Raw genomic sequence first — 23,503 nt, 5'->3', positions numbered from 1 at the left:
TCGATTGGTCCAAGGGGTGTTTTGGACCAGTCGAAACTGGCTATAACGGAGGCAGCCTCGCCCCCTGAAGCCAGGAATGCAGGAGCCGGTTTGGTTGGTTCCGCGCCCTCGGTCATGGCTGGTCGCCTTTTCCGGCGTCTACGGGCATCCCCTGCATCGATATACTCTCTGTTCGCATGACGTGCCGCCTTTCCAAGGGCGGCGACGGACAGCTTTGAGAAATATAAAAGTGCCGTCGATTGGCAAGGTTCTCGTGGCGTTTATTATCGGTTGCAAGAGGTGCCGGCGAATAGCGAGAACGACGGTTGGCGGACAAAGCGGTGCGCCGGTCTTGCATAACCCAAATTTTCGATTATCTTCATCTCATCATTAACGCAACGAAAGGAAGGTGATCCAATGTCTAATGAGATTTCGGTACTCGTGATGGACATGGGAATTGTTGGGAACGAAGCGGGGCAGCCCTCGCTCTGATCCTACCTTCCTGAGGATTGCCACTGCAATCCAGGTCTTTCACAGACCAAAGCTCATGGAGGGCCGCGTCAAGCGGCCCTTTTTGATTCCGGAGAACAGGTCGGGCCAGAAGTCTCCGACGAAAGCGATCGTCTGTGTCACGCGACCTTGCGTTTCGGCTTTTCGGGCTCGGCTTTGCGCCTTGCGATATCCTGCCGAGCACGACGGTTCTCGATAAAAGCCTCTGCATCCGCGCGCGCCATGGGGTGCCCGATCAGATAGCCCTGCCCTTCCCCAAACCCCTCGGCCTTCAGCGCTCGCATCTGCTCTTCGGTTTCGATGCCCTCAGCTGTCGTCGTCGCGCAGAAGCCGATACCGATCCCCACCACGGCGCGGATGATCGACAGGCTGCCGGGGTCCGTTTCTATGCCGGAGACGAAACTGCGGTCGAGCTTGATCTTGTCGAAGTGAAAAGCGCGGAGATAACCGAGCGATGAATAACCGGTGCCAAAGTCGTCGATTGCTATGCGGATACCGAGAGCCTTCATCTCGTGTAGCAGGGGAACGCTCTGGGCGCTGTCGGAGATGAACACCGATTCTGTAATTTCGATCTCAAGGCGATCCGGCCTGAGATTGGTCTCGTCGAGCGCGGACGTGATGGTTGCCAGAAGGCCCTGATGGCGGAACTGGCATACTGACAGATTGACCGCAATTCGCAACTGATCCGGCCAATTGGCAGCGGTAGCGCAGGCTTGCCGAAGGACCCAGGCGCCGATGGTCGTGATCAGCCCGGTCTCCTCGGCTACCGGAATGAATTCTTGCGGCGCAACGAGGCCGCGTTGCGGATGGCGCCAACGCAGCAGCGCTTCGAAGCCGACCAGGGTGTCGTCCTGCAGCGAGACGATCGGCTGATAGTGCAATTCGAATTGCTGCTGGTCGATCGCCTGGCGCAATTCGCCCATGAGATCGTGGCGACGCTTTGCGGCCAGCCGCATCGAAATTTCATAGAACCTGTAGGTCGAGCGTCCTGCCGCCTTGGCGGCATAGAGGGCGAGGTCGGCGTTGCGCAACAGCACCTCGGCGTCACCACCGTCCTGGGGCGCGACGGCAATGCCGATGCTGCAACTGATGTATTCTTGGATTCCTTCCAGATCGATCGGCTGTGCTAGCGATGCGAGCAGCCGGTCGGCGAACTCACGGGCGCGGTCGACGCCAGCATGAACCTGCAGGGCAACGGCGAATTCATCGCCACCGAGACGGGCTATCAGGTCGTCGCTGCGTGTGATCCGTCGAAGGCGGGTCGCAACCTCGCGCAAAAGCGCATCTCCGGCGGGATGGCCGAGGCTGTCGTTGATATGCTTGAAGTGATCTATATCGAAATAGAGCAGGGCAATCGGGTTTTCTTCCGTCGCCTGATCGGCGAGGTCGCGGATGCGGTCTGAAAAGAACGACCGGTTCGGCAGCCCGGTCAAAGCGTCGTGCATGGCGATATGCGCCATCTTCGCCTCGACCGCCCTCGCGACGGTCACGTCCTCCGTGATGCCGAGAAGATAGCGGGGACGTACGCCGTCCGGGGTCGGAAGGGCGCGTTTGAACGTCCGCACCAGTCTCTTCTCCCCGTCGAAGCCTTCCACTTCTTCCTCGACGGTCAATGTCTTGTCGGCGTCGAGGATCACCTGGTCCTGCTCGCTGAAACGCATGGACTGGCGCGGCGAAAACAGTTCCTTGTCTGTCTTGCCGACGATCTCGCCCGAGGACAGACCGACGATATCGCTGCTCGCCTGGTTGTGGAGCACGTAACGACCTTCATCCATCAGGTCCTTGACGAAGACCCCCACGGGCAGGTTTTCGACGATGCTGTTCAGCAGGGACTGCGTGTCGCTCGCCTGCTGGTGGGCGGCGTTGACCTCGGTCCTGTCCTGGACGACGGCAAGAATAGCTGCCGAACCCTCGAAGCGGACGCTGCGACCGTAGGTTACGACCTCGAAGACCTCGTCATTGGCTTTCAGGTGCTGCCAGCGCTTGACGCGCTCCATATCAGTGCCGCCCGCGACGGCTTCGATCATCCGCTGGCGCTCGCTGGCCGGGCGAATGTCGAGTACCGTCATCTGCAGGTATTCTGCGGGGCTGTATCCGTAAAGTTCGACAGCCGCTTCGTTGACGATCAGGAACCGCAGGCTGATCGGATCATAGACCCACATCGGGCTCGGATGGGTGGCAAACAGCGAACGGAAGTCGTCATCGGACGATGCCGCGTGCGGTCCGAGCTCGTGACTTTTCGATTGCTTCGTTTTCCCCAATGCCCCGCTCCACCGCAATCGCTGGCAGGCGCATGGACATCTGCCCGTTGCCGCACTGCACCGACTGACGGTAGAAAGTATGCGCGAAACGTGAATATTTTGCCAACTAACTCCTTGATTAAATTGGCGGCAGAGGCGCAAAAGATGAGCATTTTAGCGATTTTTTCGGCACATCCGGAGGTAGCCTATCCCGGGATATCGCAGCGGGCGAAGTGTATCTCCACGGCTCTCAGATGATCCCGCCACTGCCGCCGGTAGACGCCGGCCGGATGGCGCTGACCATCGCGCGATATCCGCTGGCCCGATAGGTCGCAACCGGATCGATGGCGCCGCCAGCCCGGCGGCGGGCCTCGGCCAGGATCGGCTCGACATCGGCGCGATAGGCGCGTTTCAGCGTGTCGGATGCCATCAGCGCGTCGTTGGCGTCCTGATAGCCTGATAGCGCAGTGCGATCGACGAGCAATGCCTGGGCATAGGCGCGGCGGATTTCGTTGGCGCTGGAGATCAGGCTTTCGATCGGGTCGGTGACGTTGTGCGACTGGTCGATCATGTGCGCCGGGTGGAAGCCCTTGACGCCACGGTGCTCGGCGTCGACCAGTTCGTTGAATACCAGGAACAGCCGGTAGGGATCGATCGAGCCGGCGTCGAGGTCATCGTCGCCGTATTTCGAATCGTTGAAATGAAAGCCCCCGAGCTTCTCGAACTGGATCAGCCGCGCGACGATCATCTCGATATTGGTATTCGGCGCATGGTGGCCGAGATCGACGAGGCAGAAAGCCTTTGGACCGAGCGTCTGGGCGATCAGGTAGTTGGTGCCCCAGTCCTGGACGATGGTCGAATAGAAGGCCGGCTCGTACATCTTGTGCTCGGAAAAGATACGCCAGTCGTCCGGCAGCGCCTTGTAGACTTCTGCCATGGACGAGAGATAGCGCTCGAATGCCTTGGTGAAATTGCTCTGGCCAGGAAAGTTCGAACCGTCGCCGATCCACACGGTCAGCGCCTTGGAGCCGAGCGCGTTGCCGATCTCGATACATTCGATGTTGTGCTCGATTGCCTGCGTCCGCGTTGCTGCGTCGACATGGCTGAGCGAACCGTATTTGTAGGAGTGGTCCTGGCCGGGCGCGTCCGAGAAGGTGTTGGAATTCATCGCGTCGAAGGAAAGTCCCAGGCTTTCGCCCTTGGCCTTCAGATCGCGGACGTCGGTTTTGTCCCACGGGATATGCAGCGACACAGCCGGCGTTGCGCGGGTCAACTGGTTGATGACCGCGCAGTCGTCGAGCTTGTCGAAGATGCCGCGCGGCTCTCCGGTGCCGGGGAAGCGGGCAAAGCGCGTGCCGCCGGTGCCGACGCCCCAGGACGGCACGGCGACGAAAAATTCGGAGACTTTCTGCGTGACGGCCTCGATGTCGATGCCACGGCGATCGAGGCTGGCGCCGAGCGCCTGATAGTCGGCGTCCAGCGCGCTGGCACGTTTTTCGTTCTCCTGCGCAACGACATCCTGCGCGATCTTCAGCTCAACCATAAAATCCTCCCTTGGTGCGGCGAACAAAAGGGCTCCCCCTGCGTTCTACCGCCCGAACTCCCAATTCATGAACGAGGCGACCTTGGATATCATACGCATACTGCTCGCAATCTTCCTGCCACCGGTTGGCGTCTTCCTGCAGGTCGGTCTCGGCCTGCAATTCTGGCTCAACATCCTGCTGACCCTCTGCGGCTACTTTCCGGGCATTATCCACGCCCTCTGGGTGATCCTCCGGAAATAGCCCTCAGCGGGTGAAAGCCTGCGCGTTGCCTGCGTCGACGTTGATGATGTTGCCGGTCGACTTGGCCGACGCGTCCGACGTCAGGAAGTAGATTGCCTCGGCGATGTCTTCCGGAAAAACGTTGAGCTTTAGCAGCGAGCGCTTGCGGTAGTGCTCCTCGAGATCGTCTATCTCTATCTTCGAGGAAGCCGCACGCTGCTCGCGCCATTCTCCATTCCAGATCTTGGAACCGCGCAGCACAGCGTCCGGGTTGACGGTGTTGACGCGGATACCGGCGTCTGCACCCTCTAGCGCCAGGCAGCGGGCAAGGTGGATTTCTGCCGCCTTGGCCGTGCAATAGGCTGCCGCACCCGGTGACGAGGCAAGCCCATTTTTCGAGGCGACGAATACGACATTGCCGCCGAGATTTTGCCTGCGGAACAGCCGAAAGGCCTCGCGCGACACCAGGAAATAGCCGGTCGCCAGAATATCGATGTTGCGATTCCACATCGACAACTCGGTGGTCTCGATCGGTGCCGACGAGGCAATGCCGGCGTTCGAGACGAGAATATCGATGCCGCCAAATTCGACACAGGCGTCGGCGAAGGTGGAAATGACCCCCTCTTCCTTGGTGACATCGAGCCTGACGCCGCGCACCGTATCGGCGCCGAACTGTTTTGCGAAATCAGCCTTTGTTGCTTCAAGCGCCGCTTCGTCGATGTCGGCGAGCACGACGCATGCGCCCTCTGCTATCAGCCGCGAGGCTGTGGCGCGTCCGATGCCGCCAGCACCGCCGGTGACGAAGGCGACACGGCCGGCAAGGCTCTTCGGCTTCGGCATGCGCTGCAGCTTGGCCTCCTCTAGCAACCAGTATTCGATGTCGAATGCTTCCTGCGCCGGCAGGCCCTGATACTCGGAGACCGTCGATGCGCCGCGCATGACGTTGATCGCGTTGACGTAAAATTCGCTGGCAATGCGGGCGGTCGCCTTGTCGCGGGCAAAAGACAGCATGCCGACGCCGGGGATGAGGAAAATCACCGGATTGGCGTCGCGCATGGCTGGGGAATTCGGATGCTTGCAGCTCTCGTAGTAGCTGGCGTAATCGGCGCGGTAGTCTTCCAGTGCCTTGTCGAGACCGGCAATGACCGCATCGACGTCAGGCATGGAAGGATCGAAGTCGACGATGAGCGGCTTGATCTTGGTGCGCAGGAAATGGTCGGGGCACGACGTGCCCAGCGCACCCAAGGGTGCCAGATGCCTGGAGTTGACGAATTCGAGCACGGCATCCTGGTCATCGAAATGGCCGAGCTTGCGCTCTGCCTTGCCGATGCGGCCGCGAATTTCCGGCATCAGTTTGGCAGCGATGGCGCGGCGGTCGCTTGCCGGCAGGCTCGTCGTCACCGCGCCGCCGAAAATCGTCTTTCCTTCGGTCTCTGCTGCAAACCAGACGATTGCCTTGTTGATGATGTCGAGCGTCAGCTCATAGCAGGCCTTGGCGTCATCAGCCCAGGTGAAGAGGCCGTGGCTTTCGAGCACGACACCTTTGGAATTCGGATGGTCCTTGACGAAGGCACTGAGGTCGAGGCCGAGTTGGAAGCCCGGCCGGCGCCAAGGCAGCCAGCCGATGTCGTCACCAAAGATCTGTTGCGTCAGTTCCTTCGAGCTTTTGGAGGCCGCAATGGCGATAATGGCGTCTGGGTGCATGTGGTCGACATGGGTAAAAGGCACGAAGCCATGCAGCGGCGTGTCGATCGAGGCGGCGCGGCTGTTGAGATTGAAAGTGCAATGGGGCAGGAAGCCAACCATGCGGTCCTCGTCATGGAGACCCTTGTAGAGGCCCTTCAGGGCGTCGAGCTTGTCCTGGTAGAGAGTGGCGAAACCATCGAGCTTGATCGTGCCGACATCGCCTCCGGAACCCTTGACCCAGAGCACCTTGACCTTCTCACCGGTGAGCGGATCGGTTTCCATCACCTTGGCTGACGTGTTGCCGCCACCGTAATTGGTGATGCGCTTGTCGGCACCGAGCAGGTTGGAGCGGTAGAGCAGCTTGCCCGGCTCATCCAGCCCGGCAGCGTAATTATCGTCCCAACGATTATCGAGAAGCCTGATATCAGCCATGTCTTCCTCCCATGTCGTATCCGGGCGTTCTGATCGTAATTTGCCGCCCATTGTTGCGAGGGTATCGCTCACTGAAACTCTCTTTGTCAATCGAAAACGATCATATTCGGTTATGCTGCGGCGCAATATGAAATTTTATGATCGTTTCTGATTGACACATTGTCACCGTTAAGAAATAAACGGCGCCAGGAGGGGACGATGCACGAACGCGAACGCCATCGCATCATCATCAGCGCAGTCCAGGAAAAGTCGGTCGTCACAATTCAGGATATTGCCGAATTGACCGAGGCTTCCGAGGCGACGATCCGCCGTGATATTGCTGCCCTGCACGTACAGGGCAAGATTCGCCGCGTCCGTGGCGGTGCAGAGGCCGTGCATCCGCCGCAGCTGGGCAATCTCGCTGGCCGTCCATTCCGTGTGTCCGAATCCGTCAATATCGACAAGAAGCGCGCAATTGCCCGCCAGGCTGTCGAGCTCTGCGACCCCGGCGATGCGATCATCATCAACGGCGGTACGACGACGTTCCAGATGGTGCATTTCATGGCCGCCCATCGACTGCAGGTGATGACCAATTCCTTTGCCATCGCCGAGCATCTGGTCAAGCATTCGAAAAATTCGGTGACGGTCCCGGGCGGCGCGATCTACCGCGAGCAGAGCCTGATCCTTTCGCCCTTCGACAACGACACGACGCGCAATTTCTATGCCCGCCGGATGTTCATCGGTGCCCAGGGCGTTGGCCCGCTGGGGATCATGGAGGCCGATGCGCTGATCATCCAGAGCGAACAAAAGCTTATGCATCAGGCGGACGAACTGATTGTCATGGTCGATTCCAGCAAGTTCCATCGCCGGTCGAGCCTGATCTTGTGCCCGCTCGACCGGGTGACGACCGTTATCACCGACGACGGAATCTCGGAGGAGTCCGTCAGAATGATCGAAGACGCAGGCGTGGGGCTCGTGATTGCGAGCGTCGCGGCATCGCAGTCGGGCAGGGAGGATTCCTCGTCGGTCGCATAATCGAACCGGCGTGGCGTGACGCAGACCAATCAACTCGGGAGGAAGAGACATGCATATTGTGAAGAAACTGGCGATCGGCGTTGCGCTGGTCGCAGCCTTGATGTCCGGCACGGCAAACGCCAAAGACATCAAGATCGGCCTCGTGGTCAAATCGCTCGGCAACGGCTTCTTTGAAGCGGCCAACAAGGGCGCTCAGGAAGCAGCCAAGGAACTCGGCGGCGTCGAGGTCATCTATACTGGCCCGACCACGACGACGGCCGAAGGCCAGATCGAAGTCATCAATTCGCTGATCGCCCAGGGCGTCGATGCCATCGCCATCTCGGCCAACGATCCCGATGCTGTCGTACCGGCCCTGAAGAAGGCGGCCCAGCGCGGCATCAAGGTGATCTCGTTCGATTCCGGCGTCGCAAAGGCCGGCCGTATCCTGCAGCTCAACCCGTCGTCCAACGAGTTGATCGGCAAGATGTGCCTGACGCTGGTCAAGGATCATCTCGACGGCGGCAAGGGTGACTTCGCCATCCTGTCTGCCACGACCACCTCGACCAACCAGAACATCTGGATTGCCGAGATGAAGAAGCAGATGAAGGACTTTCCGGGCATGACCCTCGTCACGACCGTCTACGGCGACGATCTGTCGGACAAGAGCTACCGCGAAGCGCAGGGCATCCTGACCTCGCATCCTGAAGTCAAGGTCATCGTTGCGCCGACCACCGTGGGTGTTCTCGCCGCCTCGCAGGCTGTCAAGGATGCCGGCAAGATCGGCCAGGTCTATGTCACCGGTCTCGGACTGCCCTCCGAAATGGCCGGCGCCATCAAGTCCGGCGCAACCAAGGAATTCGCCATCTGGAATCCGATCGACCTTGGCTATTCGGCCACACAGATCGCCTACCGCCTCGTGAAGGGTGAGACCAAGGGTGCGCCAGGCAGCGAAATCCCGGCCGGCCGCATGGGCAAGATCAAGGTCGACGACAAGGGCGAAGCCGCCATGTCCGATCCCTTCGTCTACAACGCGTCCAACATCGACCAGTTCTCGAAAGTCTTCTGATCGGCTCTCAGCCAAAGCTCACCACCCGGCGGCACCGTGCCGCCGGGACTGGAAATCTTAACCGGTAGACCGCTGATGACTGCTGCCCTTCAATACCCCGTCGTGGATAGCCCGCCAGCGCCGGAGACGGCGATCCTGGAAATGCGCGGAATTTCGCAGATCTTTCCGGGCGTCAAGGCGCTCGATAACGTCAGTATCGCGCTCTATCCCGGCAAGGTGACGGCGCTGATCGGCGAGAACGGTGCCGGCAAGTCGACGCTGGTGAAGATCCTGACAGGCATCTACCGTCCGAACGAAGGCGAGATCCTTGTAGACGGCAAGCCAACAACGTTCTCCAGCGCCCAGGCCTCGATCGACGCCGGCGTTACGGCAATTCACCAGGAAACCGTGCTGTTCGACGAACTGACGGTGGCGGAAAATATCTTTCTCGGCCACGCGCCGCGCACGGCATGGCGGACGATCGACTGGAAGACGATGAACAGCCGCGCCAAGGCGCTGCTCGTTTCGCTCGAAAGCGCCATCGATCCTACGATCCGCCTGAAGGACCTGTCGATTGCCCAGCGCCATCTCGTCGCCATCGCCCGCGCGCTGTCCATCGAGGCGCGCATCGTCATCATGGACGAGCCGACGGCCGCCCTCTCGCGCAAGGAGATCGACGATCTCTTTCGCATCGTCGAGGGCCTGAAGGCGAAGGGCAAGGCGATCCTGTTCATCAGCCACAAGTTCGATGAGGTCTATGAGATCGCCGACAATTTTGCCGTCTTCCGCGATGGCCGGGCCGTCGGCCATGGCCGTCTGAAGGACACGCCGCAGGACGAGATCGTCCGCATGATGGTCGGCCGCGACGTCAAGGATGCCTTTCCGAAGATGGCCGTCGACATCGGCGCCACGGTCCTTGCCGTCGAGCGCTATTGCCATGCGACGGAATTCCGCGACATCTCCTTCGAGCTCCGTCGTGGCGAAATCCTCGGCATCTACGGGCTCATCGGCGCCGGCCGCTCGGAACTCTGCCAGTCGCTGTTCGGCATTACCAAACCTCTTTCCGGCAAGCTGACGCTTGACGGCAAGGAGATTGCCATTCGCTCGCCGCTGGATGCGATCCGGGCCGGCATCGTCTACGTGCCGGAAGAGCGCGGCCGCCATGGGCTGGCTCTGCCGATGCCGATTTTCCAGAACATGTCGCTGCCGTCTCTGGTGCGCACATCGCGCAAGGGTTTCCTGAACGCTGCGAGCGAGCTGGCACTGGCCCGCAAATACGCCGAGCGGCTGGACCTGCGCGCGGCTGCCCTGTCCGTGCCTGTCGGCACGCTGTCGGGCGGCAACCAGCAGAAGGTGGTGATCGGCAAATGGTTGGCGACGCTGCCGAAGGTCATCATTCTCGATGAGCCGACCAAGGGCATCGATATCGGCTCCAAGGCTGCCGTCCACCAGTTCATCAGCGAACTGGCCGCCGAGGGCCTGAGCATCATCATGATCTCGTCGGAGCTGCCTGAAATCATCGGCATGGCGGACCGGGTGCTCGTCATGAAGGAAGGCCTGTCGGCAGGCCTGTTCGACCGCGATGCGCTGACGCCGGAAACCCTGGTGCGCGCTGCCACCGGCAATGTTTAGGATAAACCCATGTCCCGTCTCCTGAAAAAGCGCGAAACGCTGCTGTTCATCATCATTCTGGTGATGATATCAGGCTTTTCCACCCGCGCCGCGGGTTTCGCCGCGCCCGGCAACCTTTCCAACATCTTCAACGACACCTCGATCCTCATCATCCTGGCACTGGCCCAGATGACGGTAATCCTCACCAAGTCCATCGACCTGTCTGTTGCCGCCAACCTTGCGCTGACCGGCATGGCAATTGCCATGCTGAATTCCAGCTTCCCCGGCATTCCGCTGGCGGCCCTCATCTTGGTCGCCATCGTCATCGGTGCAGCACTCGGCGCTATCAACGGCTACCTCGTCTGGGCGCTGGAAATGCCGCCGATCGTCGTTACCCTTGGCACGCTGACTATCTATCGCGGCATGGCTTTCGTGCTGTCGGGCGGGGCGTGGGTCAACGCGCACCAGATGACGCCGGTCTTTCTCAACGTCCCGCGAACGATGATATTCGGCCTGCCGGTGCTCGGCTGGATCGGTATCGTTGTCGTCGCGCTCATATACTTTGTTTTGAAATTCACGCCCTTCGGCCGCGCCGCCTATGCCGCAGGCGGCAATGCCGTTGCTGCCGTCTATGCCGGTGTCGATGTCGGCAGGACGCGCTTCTTTGCCTTCGTGCTGTCGGGAGCGCTGGCGGGCCTGAGCGGCTATCTCTGGGTGTCGCGCTATGCGGTCGCCTATGTCGATATTGCCAACGGCTTCGAGCTCGACAGCGTCGCCGCCTGCGTCATCGGCGGCATCTCGATTGCGGGCGGCGTCGGCTCTGTGGCCGGCACCGTGCTCGGCGCACTGTTTCTCGGCGTCATCAAGAACGCGCTGCCTGTGATCGGTATCTCGCCGTTCACGCAGATGGCGATCTCCGGCACCGTCATCATCCTCGCCGTCGTCTTCAATGCGCGCCGTGAACGCAATCGCGGCCGTATCATCCTGCGCGACAAGGCGGCCCGCGACACCATCACCAACGAGGTGGCAGCATGAGTGCCGTTCCCGAGACACAGACCGAGCGACGCGCCATTCCCGACCGGCTGGGAACGCCCTTCCGGCGTATCATGGCCAGCTGGGAGGTGCTGCTGTTTGGCGTCGCCATCCTGATCTTCATCTTCAACTCGCTGGCCTCGCCTTACTTCCTAGACGCCTACAATCTTTCGGACGCGACATACAATTTCACCGAAAAGGCGATGATCGCCTTTGCCATGGCGCTGCTGATCATTGCCGGCGAAATCGACCTGTCGGTGGCAGCGATCATTGCGCTTGCCTCGACGGCGATGGGCTATGCGGCGCAGGCCGGCGTCGATACCGTCGGGCTGGTTGCCATCGGCCTCGGTGTCGGGCTGCTGTGTGGGCTGTTCAACGGCATTCTGGTCTCCGTGCTAAAGTTGCCGTCTATTGTGGTTACCATCGGCACGATGAGCCTGTTTCGCGGCATTTCCTACATCGTCCTCGGGGACCAGGCGTTCGGGAGCTATCCCGAGGACTTCGCCTTCTTCGGACAGGGTTACGTCGTCTGGGTTTTCTCATTCGAGTTCGTGCTGTTCCTCGTGCTTGCGATCCTGTTTGCCATCCTGCTGCATGCCACCAATTTCGGACGGCAGGTCTATGTGATCGGAAACAACGAGTTTGCAGCGAGGTTCTCCGGCATTCCGGTCGAGCGGATAAAGTTCATCCTCTTCCTTTTGACCGGCGTCATGAGCGGCCTGGCTTCGGTCTGCCTCACCTCGCGGCTCGGTTCGACGCGGCCGTCGATAGCGCAAGGGTGGGAGTTGGAAGTGGTGACCATGGTCGTGCTCGGCGGCGTGTCCATCCTCGGCGGCTCCGGCACTATCGGCGGCGTCGTCATTGCTGCCTTTGTCATGGGTCTCGTCACCTTCGGCCTCGGCTTGCTCAATGTTCCCGGCATCGTCATGTCGATTTTCATCGGCCTGCTGCTGATTATCACCATCGCGCTGCCCATCATCGTGCGGCGCATAAAGGCCATGGGCGGCAAATGACCGGCGAACTCGAAAAGTACGCTTTCAAGATGCGGCTCAATCCCGGCATGGAAGCCGAATACCGCCGGCGTCACGACGAGATCTGGCCGGAACTGGTCGACTTGCTACACATTTCCGGGGCCAGCGACTATTCCATCCATCTCGACCGCGAAACCAACACGCTGTTCGGCGTGCTGACGCGGCCGAAGGGTCACACGATGGCGAGCCTTCCGGCCCACCCGGTGATGCAGCGCTGGTGGGCGCACATGGCCGATATCATGGCCACCAATCCGGATAATTCGCCTGAGCAGAGCGATCTCGTGACGCTCTTTCATCTGCCATGAGCGCGGCCTTCCGGCGCATCGCCGTCCTCGACATCGGCAAGACGAATGCCAAGGTGGTCGTGCTCGATGCCCGGACCGGTAGGGAGGTCGCCGTCGTTAAGACCGGCAACGGCGTACTGCAAGACGGCCCCTATCCCCACTACGATATCGAAGCCTTGTGGCGCTTCACGATGAAAGCGCTGGCCGATTTCGCGGTTGCGCCGGGTTTCGATGCTGTGTCGATCACCACCCATGGGGCTTGTGCCGCATTGCTCGATGCCGAGGGCGCGCTCGCGCTGCCCGTGCTGGATTATGAGCATCCCTACGACCCGGCCATTCGCGCGGAGTACCTCGCTCTGCGCCCGGATTTCGCCGAAACGTTCTCGCCCTCGCTTGCCGTCGGCCTTAATCTCGGTGCGCAGTTGCATTACCAGAAGACGGTCTTTCCCGAGGCCTTTGCCAGGGTTGCGACCATTCTTACCTATCCGCAATACTGGGCCTGGCGGCTGACCGGCGTAGCTGCCAACGAAATGACATCGCTCGGCTGTCATACGGATCTGTGGCTGCCGGCATCCTCAGACTACTCGCCGCTCGTTGACCTGCTTGGCATCCGTGCCAAAATGGCGCCGATCCGTTCGGCGTTCGATGTCCTTGGGCCGATCTCTGCTTCGATTGCCGCCGAGATCGGAGTTGGCGGTGAAATTCCTGTCTTCTGCGGCATCCATGACAGCAACGCTTCGCTGCTGCCACACCTGATCGGCCGCCCCTCACCCTTCACTGTAGTCTCGACCGGGACATGGGTGGTCAGCTTTGCGGTTGGCGGCGATATGGACGGGCTCGATCCTGGCCGCGATACGCTCGCCAATGTGGACGCCTATGGTCGCGCCGTTCCCTCGTCGCGGTTCATGGGCGGTCGGGAGTTCGAAGTGCTGGCGAGAGCGTTCGGCGATGTCGCCCCCGAGGATGCCGAGAAGGCGGTGAGTGCCGTCATCGAGCGACGTCTGATGCTGTTACCAAACGTGGTCCCCGGTTCAGGTCCCTTTCCCGGCGCACAAATGCAATGGTTGAACGACGCGGAGGCGACACTTGCAGAGCGGTGTGCTGCCGCCGGACTGTATCTCGCCCTCATGACGCAGGCCTGCCTCGATCTGATCGGCGCCGGCGGCAGCATTGTCGTCGAAGGACCGTTCGCGCTCAACCGCATCTATATAGCGGCGCTCTCCGCACTGACCGGCCTCGATGTCGTCGCGCTGCCGGGCTCCACGGGCACCAGCCTCGGTGCTGCACTGCTGACGGGCATTGCGCCGGCGGGTCTGACCGTGCGGGCCCAGGCCGGTTTCCCCCTGCCCCCGCTCGATGACTACAGCGCGCTATGGCATCAGCGCACGCGCCAGCGCTAGCCTCCTCGTTGCACTTCCCCGCCGTCGGCGATTTTGGCCGGGATTGCGTCTTCGTGTCTTGCCAAGAGTGGCGGTTACCACAGATAGTATATGAGACGATTGGCAGCCATGGCGGCGCCGCGTATCGATCAAGACAGCAACGACCCGTCAAACCAAGGCCTCGCGCTAGGGGACGCTATGCCAAAAACGCCGAAGAACCCTCTGCTGCTTGCCGACGACAGCAACTGGCGCTGCCGGGAGTCTCTTCGCCGTGCGGTGGAAAGGGTGGTGCGTGAGGCCCTTGATGAAGGCTGGAAACCCGAGGATATCGCAATTTCGCTGGTCGAAGTGGCTGATGAGCATATGGACCAGATGATCGGCGAGGCGATCTGCCCCGGCCACCCCATCGTTATTCACTGAAGGCTTTTGCGCTATTTCTTGAAGTGAGCGCAACGACTTCGGAGCTATGCGGACAGAATTCCGCAGATGGCTGACGCTCCAGGCCAATATGCCCTGAAAATCAATTTTCCTGCCCGCCCGAAAAGTTTCTGCCGGAGGATAAACCTGCTCGTCGGCGGAACAATGGAGGCTGCCTACCGTTCCACTTGGCAAACCAAAATCCGGTCGCAGCCCTCCGGCTCGGCCAGCGGGGCCGAGAACGATGCAAGCGTCTACCTTACGGAACGATCAGCAAACACGGCGTCGACCACCACGCATTTATTACGTCCATCCCCTGATGCTCGACGGCATGAGCGCCTGGTCGGCTGTCTTCGATCACGCCTCAGCCCTGGGTTTCGACACCGTCCTTTCAGCCCCGCCGTTCCTGACACTGCCGGGCGAAAGCGTGTTCGTTCCCAGCGACCCGGATCGGCTGACGCCATCGCTGCAAAGCCTCGGGAATACCGTCGAGGGGCTTCAGGCCCTCGCCGCCGCGGCCCGCCAACGCGGCCTCAACTTCATGATCGACATCGTCATAGATCGCATTTCAACTGTAGAATCGACGAACGGCGGCGTAGTTTCCGATCCGCGCATTTCGCCCGAGGAGAGGCATGCCAAGCACTTTTCAACCGGCAGCGAGGCGGAGGAGGAAAACCTGCGCCAATGGCAGGTCCGTCTCGATGCACTGGTATCGGTTGGCATTTCGGGCTTCCGCTGCCTCGGCATCGACAGGGTACCTTCATCTGCCTGCACACGGTTGATCAGCGCTGCCCGCGAGATTGCGCCAGACACCCATTTCTATGCCTGGACCCCGGGCACGGCCTTCTCTGTCCGCCGCGCTCTGCAAAGCGCGGGATTTGACGGTGCCTTCTCGTCTATCTGCTGGTGGGACCAGCGTGGCGATTGGATCGTCGAGGAGCATGATCTTCACCGCGCAATCGGTCTCGACATTGCGTTTCCAGAAGCACCGTTCGGTCGCCGGATCGCCCATGGTGCGGAAGACCTGGAGACGATCGAGCGCAAAGCGCGTCGTGCACTGCTGATAGCAGCTGAATTCGGCGACGGTCTGCTGATACCGATGGGGTTCGAATTCGGCGCGTCTCTCGCCCTCGACATGACGGCCGGCAACGGACGCGGCATCTCCTCCTTGCGTCACGATGGTCTTCTTGACCTTTCGGGCGAGGTCCGGCGGGTCAATGCAAACCTTCAGAAGCAGAACGCGGCGTTCGAAAGACAGTCGGTCCGCGTGGTCGTCGGCTCGTCGACGCCGGTCTCCATCCTCATCCGCTCAGACGCCGCCGATGCGCGCTTTGCCAGCACGCAGAGGCTGATTGCAGTCAATAGCGACCTGCGCAAATCTGCGCTGTTGCCAGTGGGAATGCTTTCCGAAAATTCGGCTGGCTTCCTCCCACTTTTGAGCTTGGCCGATGGCGCGACGCTGGACGCTGAGAAAATCATCAGTCTGCTTCCCGGCGAGGTCAGGGTATTCGAGGGCAAGGCCAGCAAGGCGATTTTGTCGCAAGCTCACCTGCCGGCGACGGACGCTGCCGCGACGCCACGACTGGCGATAGAAGAGGTGACGCCGTCGGTAGATGACGGTCGCTTCGCGGTGAAAACCACTGTCGGACAGACAGTTCGTGTCGAGGCTGACATTTTCGGCGATGGCCACGATCCGCTCTCGGCATCCCTCCTGTGGCGCGCCGTCGATGAGGACTCCTGGTCGGAAGTCCGCATGCAGTTGATCGGCAATGATCGCTGGTGGGCGGAATTCGAACTTCAGCGCATGGGCCGGCATGAATTCGTCATCGAAGCCTGGCGCGACCCGTTTGCCATCTTCCGCTACGAACTCGTGAAGAAGAACGACGCCAAGCTCGACCTGAAGCTTGAACTTCAGGAAGGCCTCGGTCTCGTCAAGTCTGCGATCGCCAAGAATAGCGGCAATATCGCCACGCGGCTTGAAACGTTAGCGGACAGTCTCACCAAGGCGGACGACAAGGCTCGCGTGCAGCTTTTGCTGGCTGGCGAAACATCGTCGCTGATGAAACAGGCGGATCACCGCCCGTTCAAAGTGCGCAGCGCAGCGTACCCGGTGGACGCCGAACGGCAGGCAGCAGGTTTTGCCAGCTGGTACCAGATCTTTCCACGCTCGCAGAGCGGCGATCCGAACCGTCACGGCACATTCGACGACGTGATCGGCCGTCTGCCCGCCATCCGCGAGATGGGTTTCGACGTTCTTTATTTCCCGCCGATCCATCCAATCGGCAAGACGAACCGCAAGGGTCGCAACAACACCCTCAATGCGTCGGAGCAGGATCCGGGCAGCCCCTACGCCATCGGCGCTGCCGATGGGGGCCACGATGCCATCCATTCTGAACTCGGTACCTTCGCCGATTTCGATCGGCTGGTCGAGGCGGCTCACGAGCACGGCCTGGAAATCGCACTCGACCTTGCCATCCAGGCCTCGCCAGACCACCCATGGCTGAAGCAGCATCCGGGCTGGTTCGACTGGCGGCCGGACGGGACCGTGCGCTATGCGGAAAATCCACCGAAGAAATACGAGGACATCGTCAACGTCGATTTCTATGCCAAGGACGCTGTGCCGGGGCTTTGGACCGCGTTGCGCGATGTCGTCCAGCTCTGGGTCGATCACGGTGTGAAGCTGTTTCGCGTCGATAATCCGCACACCAAGCCTTTCCCCTTCTGGGAGTGGATGATCGCCGATATCCGCAGCCGACATCCAGACGTGGTGTTCCTGTCGGAAGCCTTCACCAAGCCGAAGGTGATGTACCGCCTCGCCAAGGTCGGGTTCTCCCAGTCCTATACGTACTTCACCTGGCGCAATGCCAAGTGGGAGCTGGAGGCCTATATGCGCGAGCTGACGGAAACGGCGCCGAAGGATTTCTTCCGCCCGCATTTCTTCGTCAACACCCACGATATCAACCCTGATTTTCTGCAGAACGCGCCGCGCTCCGCCTACCTGATCCGTGCTGCACTCGCTGCCACGCTTTCGGGTCTCTGGGGCGTCTATAACGGTTTCGAGCTCTGCGAGGGCCGTCCGGATGCCAAGCGCAAGGAATATGCCGACAGCGAGAAGTACGAGATTCGGGCCTGGGACTGGGATCGACCGGGCAACATCATCGCCGAGATCACCCGGCTGAACGGCATCCGCAAGCACAATCCGGCGCTGCATTCGCATCTGGGCCTGACCCTGCTGCCGGCTTGGAACGATAACATTCTCTTCTTCGAAAAGGCGACGCCGAGTCGAGACAACGTCGTGCTCGTGGCGGTCAGCCTCGACCCTCATAACGTGCAGGAAGCCGACGTCGAAATTCCGCTGTGGGCCTCGGGCCTTCCAGATAACGGCAGCCTTTTCGTCGAAGACCTCATGCATGGCAATCGAATGACCTGGACAGGCAAGCGGCAACATCTCCGGTTTGAGCCGGGCGTGCCCTTTTCCATCTGGCGTAGCAGTGTTCGGGAGATTTAAATGGACAATATCATCATCAACGAAAAGCTTGGCCAGGATCCGCTCTGGTACAAGGACGCCATCATCTACCAGCTGCACATCAAGTCGTTTTTCGACAGCAATGGCGATGGTATCGGCGACTTCCAGGGCCTTACCCAGAAGCTTGACTATATCGCAGCTCTCGGCGTCACCGCCATCTGGGTGCTGCCGTTCTTCCCTTCGCCTCGCCGCGACGATGGCTACGACATTGCCGATTACACCAATGTCAGCCCCGACTACGGGACGATGGACGACTTCCGCGAGTTCGTTGCCGGTGCGCACGAGCGCGGGATGCGCGTCATCATCGAGTTGGTCATCAACCACACCTCCGACCAGCACCCCTGGTTCCAGCGTGCGCGGCTGGCAGCACCGGGTTCGCCGGAACGGGATTTCTACGTCTGGTCGGACACGGACCAGAAGTTCCCGGAAACCCGGATCATCTTTATCGATACGGAAAAGTCGAACTGGACCTGGGATGCGGCGGCTGGCCAGTATTATTGGCATCGCTTCTATTCGCACCAGCCTGACCTAAACTTCGACAATCCGGCTGTCATGGACGAGTTGATGAAGGCGATGCGCTTCTGGCTGGATACGGGCATCGACGCCTTCCGCCTCGACGCAATCCCCTATCTCGTCGAGCGCGAGGGGACCAATAACGAGAATCTCGAGGAGACGCATGCGATCCTGAAGCAGATCCGTGCCGCCATGGACGAGAGCCATCCCGGCAAGATGCTGCTCGCCGAGGCGAACCAGTGGCCGGAAGACACGCGGGACTATTTTGGCGATGGCGACGAGTGCCACATGGCATTCCACTTTCCGCTGATGCCGCGCATGTACATGGCAATTGCCAAGGAAGACCGCTTCCCGATCACCGACATCCTGCGCCAGACACCGGATATTCCGGACAATTGCCAGTGGGCGATCTTCCTGCGCAACCATGACGAACTGACGCTCGAGATGGTGACCGACGAGGAGCGCGATTACCTCTGGAACACCTACGCTTCGGACCGTCGGGCCCGCATCAATCTTGGCATTCGCCGCCGGCTGGCGCCATTGATGGAGCGTGACCGCCGTCGCGTCGAGCTGATGAATGCGCTGCTGTTGTCGATGCCCGGCACGCCGGTCCTCTACTACGGCGACGAGATCGGCATGGGCGACAACATCTATCTCGGTGACCGCGACGGCGTGCGTACGCCGATGCAATGGTCACCCGATCGCAATGGTGGCTTCTCACACGGGGACCCGGCACGGCTCGTCTTGCCGCCGATCATGGACCCGATCTATGGCTACGGTGCACTCAACGTCGAAGCGCAGAACACCGACGCCCATTCGCTGCTGAACTGGACGCGGCGCATGCTTGCGCTGCGCGGTCGTCACACGGCCTTCGGTCGCGGCACGATCCGGTTCCTGAAACCTGCAAACCGCAAAATTCTTGCCTATCTGCGCGAGTACGGCGACGAGACGATCCTCTGTGTGGTCAACCTGTCTCGCCTGCCGCAGGCGGTGGAGCTCGACCTTTCCGAATTCGAGGGCCGGATACCGGTCGAGATGACCGGCATGTCAGCCTTCCCGCCCATTGGCCAATTGACCTATCTCCTGACGCTGCAGCCATATGGCTTCTTCTGGTTCAAGCTCGCGGGCGAGACCGACGGCCCGGTATGGCGCACTCCGCCACCGGAGCAGATGGACGAATTCGTCACCATTGTTCTGAAGCACAACCTGCTGGAACTGATGGAAGACGGTCGCAACGCGGCTGTGCTGTCGCGCGATATCCTGCCTTCCTATCTCGCTCGTCGTCGCTGGTTTGGCGCCAAGGGAGAGAGGGTGAAGAACGCGATGTTGGTCGCGGCGACCCCCATGCCGTTTGCAGACGGTGTGATCATGTCCGAGCTGGAGGTCGAGTTCGACGATCGCTCGGAACGCTACTTCCTGCCGCTCAGCTTTGCCTGGGATGATATGCACCCGCCTATTCTCGCCCAGCAGCTGGCGCTCGCTCGCGTTCGTCAGGGACGTCGCGTCGGCCTGCTGACCGACGGCTTCGCCATGGAAAGTATGGCGCGTGCGACCTTGCAGGCTCTGGCAGAACGCTCGACGATTTCGGGCAAGGCCGGCACTCTCGACTTCATCGGCAGCGAAAAGCTCGATGAAATCGCTTTGCACGGCGACCTGCCCATCGTCTGGCTCTCGGCCGAACAGTCGAACAGCTCGCTGGTGATTGGCGACCTCGCTATGGTCAAGCTGATCCGCCACGTATTCGAAGGTGTGCATCCCGAAGTCGAGATGACCCGCCATCTGACGGAGGTCGGTTATACCCACAGCGCACCGCTGCTGGGCGAAGTGACCCGTACCGATGCGGACGGTCACCGTTACACGCTGATCATCGTCCAGGGCGCCATCCGCAATCAGGGCGATGCCTGGAACTGGATGCTCGACGGCCTGCGCCTGACGACGGATCAGTTGCTGGTCTCGGAAGAAGAACGTCACGCAGAGAGCGAAAATCCGTTCCGCCCACTTGGCGACTTCACTGCCGTAGTTGGCCGCCGCCTTGGCGAACTGCACGCAGCCCTTGCCGCCCCGAGCGATAACCCGGCCTTCGCGCCTCTGAAGGTCGATCAGGCGACCGCGAACGAATGGCGTGACAGCGTCTTGTCACAGCTCTCGAACGCTCTCGATATCATCGAGCAGTCGCAGGACAGCCTCGATCCTGCCGGGATGGCTTTGGCCGACCGGGTATTGTCGCGCCGCGAGCGCATCATTCCGGCTATCGGCAAGCTCGCCGATGCCGCTGTCGGCACCCTGATGACCCGCATCCACGGCGACTTCCATCTCGGACAGATCCTGGTATCGGAGGACGATGCCTACATCATCGATTTCGAGGGAGAGCCGACGCGCGATCTCGAGGAACGCCGTGCCAAGACCAGCCCGCTACGCGATGTCGCCGGTTTCCTGCGTTCGCTCAACTATGTGGCCGCGTCTGCCGACAGCGACAAGCAGGTGCTCGTCGACAGTGCCGGCGAAACGCGCCGCGCGATGATCGACCAGTTTACGGCAGAAGCGGAAGTCCGCTTCCTCGAGGAATATTTCGCAGCCTCGGCAAGTTCGCCTCAGCTGGCGATGCCGTCGGAGCAGCGTAGCCGCATCCTCGATCTCTTCCTGATCGGGAAGGCTGCCTATGAAATCGCCTATGAGGCCGGCAACAGGCCGAAATGGCTTCCTATCCCGTTGCGTGGCCTGTCGATGATTGTCGATCGCCTGCTGGAGAACGACCTATGACGCTTGCCAACGCCGATCTTCTGGCGGGAATAGATCATGACGCCCTGTATGCTCTCGTTGAGGGCCGCCACGGCGATCCGTTTTCCGTCCTCGGGCTGCATGGTTTCGGCAGCGGATACGTGATCCGCGCCTATATCCCAGGTGCCATCTCCGTCGACGTCATTGCAGCCGGCAGTGGCGAGATCCTTGCGCAGCTGCAGCCGGTCTTCCAGAATGGTCTGTTTGCGGGTGCAGTCGAAGGACGCCCGGAATATCGTCTGCGCATCCACTGGCCGGACGCTATCCAGGAGACGGAAGATCCCTATTCCTTCCCCCCGCTACTAGGCGACCTTGACCTGCACCTTCTGGCCGAGGGCAATCACTACGAACTCGGGAAGGTTCTTGGCGCGCAGGCGATGTCCGTCGAGGGTATTGCCGGCGTCCGGTTTGCGGTCTGGGCTCCGAATGCTCGGCGTGTTTCCGTGGTCGGTGATTTCAACTCCTGGGACGGTCGGCGCCACCCGATGCGGTTGCGCCCGAATGCTGGCGTGTGGGAAATCTTCGTGCCGCGCCTCGGTCCCGGCGATCACTACAAGTACGAGATCATCGACTCCGGCGGTACTGTCCTTGCGCAGAAGGCCGACCCCGTGGCCCGGGCCAGCGAAGCTGCGCCGGCAACCGCGTCTATCGTTGCGCGCAGCACGCCCTTCCAGTGGAACGACGCCGAATGGCTGGCCTCCCGCAAGGCGCGACAGGACGATGACGCACCGATGTCGGTCTACGAGGTGCATCTCAGTTCCTGGGTCCGGATCCCCGAAGAAGGCAACCGGCATCTGAACTGGATGGAACTCAGCCAGAGGCTCATTCCTTATGCACGCGACATGGGCTTTACTCATCTCGAGTTCCTGCCGATCATGGAATACCCCTTCGGCGGCTCCTGGGGCTATCAGCCGCTTGGCCTGTTTGCACCGACGGGGCGATACGGCACCCCCGAGGATTTCGCCTATTTCGTCGACCGCGCCCATGCGGCAGGCATCGGCATCATCCTCGATTGGGTGCCGGCGCATTTTCCGACAGATCCCTGGGGTCTTGCCCGTTTCGACGGCAGCGCACTGTACGAGCACGAAGATCCGCGCGAAGGTTTTCATCGGGACTGGAATACGCTGATCTACAACCTCGGACGCAACGAGGTGAAAAGCTTCCTTATTTCCAGCGCTCTGGAATGGATCGAGCGCTACCACATCGACGGACTGCGGGTCGATGCCGTTGCATCGATGCTGTACCGCAATTACAGCCGCAATGCCGACGAATGGATCCCCAACAAATATGGTGGCCGTGAAAATCTCGAATCCGTCGATTTTCTGAAGCACCTGAATGCCATCGTCCACGAGCGATGCCCCGATGCCCTGATGATCGCCGAGGAATCGACCGCTTGGCCAGGCGTCACCAAGTCGCCGGAAGACGGTGGCCTGGGCTTCGACTTCAAGTGGAATATGGGGTGGATGCACGATTCGCTCGATTACATCGAGAAGGATCCGGTCTATCGCTCATACGTCCACGGAATGATGACGTTCGGACTGGTCTACCAGTACACCGAAAAATTCATGATGCCGCTGTCGCATGACGAGGTTGTTCATGGAAAGGGCTCGCTGATCGGCAAGATGCCGGGCGACGACTGGCAGCGTTTTGCCAATCTTCGTGCCTATTTCGGCTTCCTCTGGGGTCATCCGGGCAAAAAGCTCATCTTCATGGGCGGTGAGATTGCCCAGACAACCGAGTGGAACCATGACGCCTCGGTTGTCTGGGACCTGCTCGACCAGCCTCAACACGCCGCCATGCAGCGTCTCGTGCGTGACCTGAACCACCTCTATCGCGATGAAGCCGCGCTGCAGTTCAGCGATGTCCATGGCGAGGGCTTTTCGTGGGCGGTGCCCGACGACGCGGTCAACTCCGTCATCGGCATGTTGCGCCGCTCGGCCGATGGCAAGCAGATGATGCTGGTTCTCTGCAACTTCACGCCGGTGCCGCGCCACGGCTACCGGGTCGGCGTGCCGGAGGCTGGCCATTGGGCGGAGGTGCTGAACTCCGACGCAGCCGTCTACGGCGGCGCCAACATCGGCAACGCCGGTGGCGTGTGGACCGAGGACATTCCGGCGCACGGCCAGGATGCGTCGCTGTCGGTGATGCTGCCGCCGCTGTCTACGCTGTTCCTGCGCTGGTCTGCAGAAACAAAGGCATCCGTCCCGGAGCGCTGAGTTCGCAGGCCAAAACATGCCCCGGAATTGACGGTGGCCAATACCTGACTTATTGAGTTAGGTATTGG

Annotated in this window: 15 protein-coding genes; 12 read left to right on the top strand and 3 right to left on the bottom strand. The window is 60.7% G+C overall.

Features of this window, described 5'->3' with window-relative positions; all coding sequences use genetic code 11:
* Positions 1-608 precede the first annotated feature (608 nt).
* The gene (locus J5274_RS26045) at positions 609-2,651 is read right to left on the bottom strand and encodes a bifunctional diguanylate cyclase/phosphodiesterase (RefSeq protein WP_257625766.1); all 2,043 of its coding nucleotides are present in this window, start codon (positions 2,649-2,651) and stop codon (positions 609-611) included.
* A 328-nt stretch (positions 2,652-2,979) separates the two neighbouring features.
* Positions 2,980-4,272, bottom strand: coding sequence for an L-rhamnose catabolism isomerase (gene rhaI / locus J5274_RS26040; RefSeq protein WP_142824923.1), 1,293 nt, complete (start codon positions 4,270-4,272; stop codon positions 2,980-2,982).
* Positions 4,273-4,354: 82 nt separating this feature from the next.
* On the opposite strand from rhaI, the gene J5274_RS26035 reads away from it, so the two are divergent.
* A complete protein-coding gene (locus J5274_RS26035; RefSeq protein WP_142824924.1) occupies positions 4,355-4,513 on the top strand; it encodes a YqaE/Pmp3 family membrane protein in 159 nt (52 codons plus the stop codon).
* 3 nt (positions 4,514-4,516) lie between these two features.
* Here J5274_RS26035 and J5274_RS26030 read toward each other — a convergent pair whose 3' ends face one another.
* Positions 4,517-6,610, bottom strand: a complete 2,094-nt coding sequence (locus J5274_RS26030) for a bifunctional rhamnulose-1-phosphate aldolase/short-chain dehydrogenase (protein WP_142824925.1) — start codon at positions 6,608-6,610, stop codon at positions 4,517-4,519.
* Between the two features lie 198 nt (positions 6,611-6,808).
* On the opposite strand from J5274_RS26030, the gene J5274_RS26025 reads away from it, so the two are divergent.
* The 11 genes from J5274_RS26025 (at position 6,809) to glgB (ending at position 23,435) form a co-directional block, all read left to right on the top strand.
* On the top strand, positions 6,809-7,624 hold the full coding sequence (locus J5274_RS26025; protein WP_142824926.1) for a DeoR/GlpR family DNA-binding transcription regulator: 816 nt from the start codon (positions 6,809-6,811) through the stop codon (positions 7,622-7,624).
* 49 nt (positions 7,625-7,673) lie between these two features.
* Positions 7,674-8,669, top strand: a complete 996-nt coding sequence (gene rhaS, locus J5274_RS26020) for a rhamnose ABC transporter substrate-binding protein (protein WP_111221143.1) — start codon at positions 7,674-7,676, stop codon at positions 8,667-8,669.
* 75 nt (positions 8,670-8,744) lie between these two features.
* Complete coding sequence (locus J5274_RS26015; protein WP_142829302.1) at positions 8,745-10,280, top strand: sugar ABC transporter ATP-binding protein; 1,536 nt, start codon at positions 8,745-8,747, stop codon at positions 10,278-10,280.
* 9 nt (positions 10,281-10,289) lie between these two features.
* Positions 10,290-11,294 carry an ABC transporter permease gene (locus tag J5274_RS26010; protein ID WP_142824928.1) on the top strand — a complete coding sequence of 335 codons (1,005 nt, stop codon included), beginning with the start codon at positions 10,290-10,292 and terminating at the stop codon, positions 11,292-11,294.
* Positions 11,291-12,304: an ABC transporter permease gene (locus J5274_RS26005; RefSeq protein ID WP_142824929.1), complete on the top strand. Its 1,014-nt coding sequence runs from the start codon at positions 11,291-11,293 to the stop codon at positions 12,302-12,304. The genes J5274_RS26010 and J5274_RS26005 overlap by 4 nt, the downstream gene beginning before the upstream one ends.
* Positions 12,301-12,627, top strand: a complete 327-nt coding sequence (gene rhaM / locus J5274_RS26000) for an L-rhamnose mutarotase (protein ID WP_142824930.1) — start codon at positions 12,301-12,303, stop codon at positions 12,625-12,627. Before J5274_RS26005 ends, rhaM begins: the two co-directional genes overlap by 4 nt.
* Entirely contained in the window at positions 12,624-14,006 is a 1,383-nt protein-coding gene (locus J5274_RS25995) for an FGGY-family carbohydrate kinase (protein ID WP_142824931.1), read from the top strand. Before rhaM ends, J5274_RS25995 begins: the two co-directional genes overlap by 4 nt.
* Before the next feature lie 90 nt (positions 14,007-14,096).
* Positions 14,097-14,405: a hypothetical protein gene (locus J5274_RS25990; RefSeq protein WP_142824932.1), complete on the top strand. Its 309-nt coding sequence runs from the start codon at positions 14,097-14,099 to the stop codon at positions 14,403-14,405.
* Positions 14,406-14,646: 241 nt separating this feature from the next.
* Positions 14,647-17,910, top strand: coding sequence for an alpha-1,4-glucan--maltose-1-phosphate maltosyltransferase (locus tag J5274_RS25985; RefSeq protein WP_219276085.1), 3,264 nt, complete (start codon positions 14,647-14,649; stop codon positions 17,908-17,910).
* Positions 17,911-21,201: a maltose alpha-D-glucosyltransferase gene (gene treS, locus J5274_RS25980; RefSeq protein ID WP_142824934.1), complete on the top strand. Its 3,291-nt coding sequence runs from the start codon at positions 17,911-17,913 to the stop codon at positions 21,199-21,201.
* Complete coding sequence (glgB, locus tag J5274_RS25975) at positions 21,198-23,435, top strand: 1,4-alpha-glucan branching protein GlgB (RefSeq protein ID WP_219276083.1); 2,238 nt, start codon at positions 21,198-21,200, stop codon at positions 23,433-23,435. The genes treS and glgB overlap by 4 nt, the downstream gene beginning before the upstream one ends.
* The last annotated feature ends 68 nt before the right edge of the window (positions 23,436-23,503 follow it).

This window comes from Rhizobium sp. L51/94, from assembly GCF_019355555.1.
GTDB lineage: Bacteria > Pseudomonadota > Alphaproteobacteria > Rhizobiales > Rhizobiaceae > Rhizobium > Rhizobium rhododendri.
Note: the sequence above shows the minus strand (reverse complement) of the source record. Positions and strands in the feature narration are given on the sequence as shown.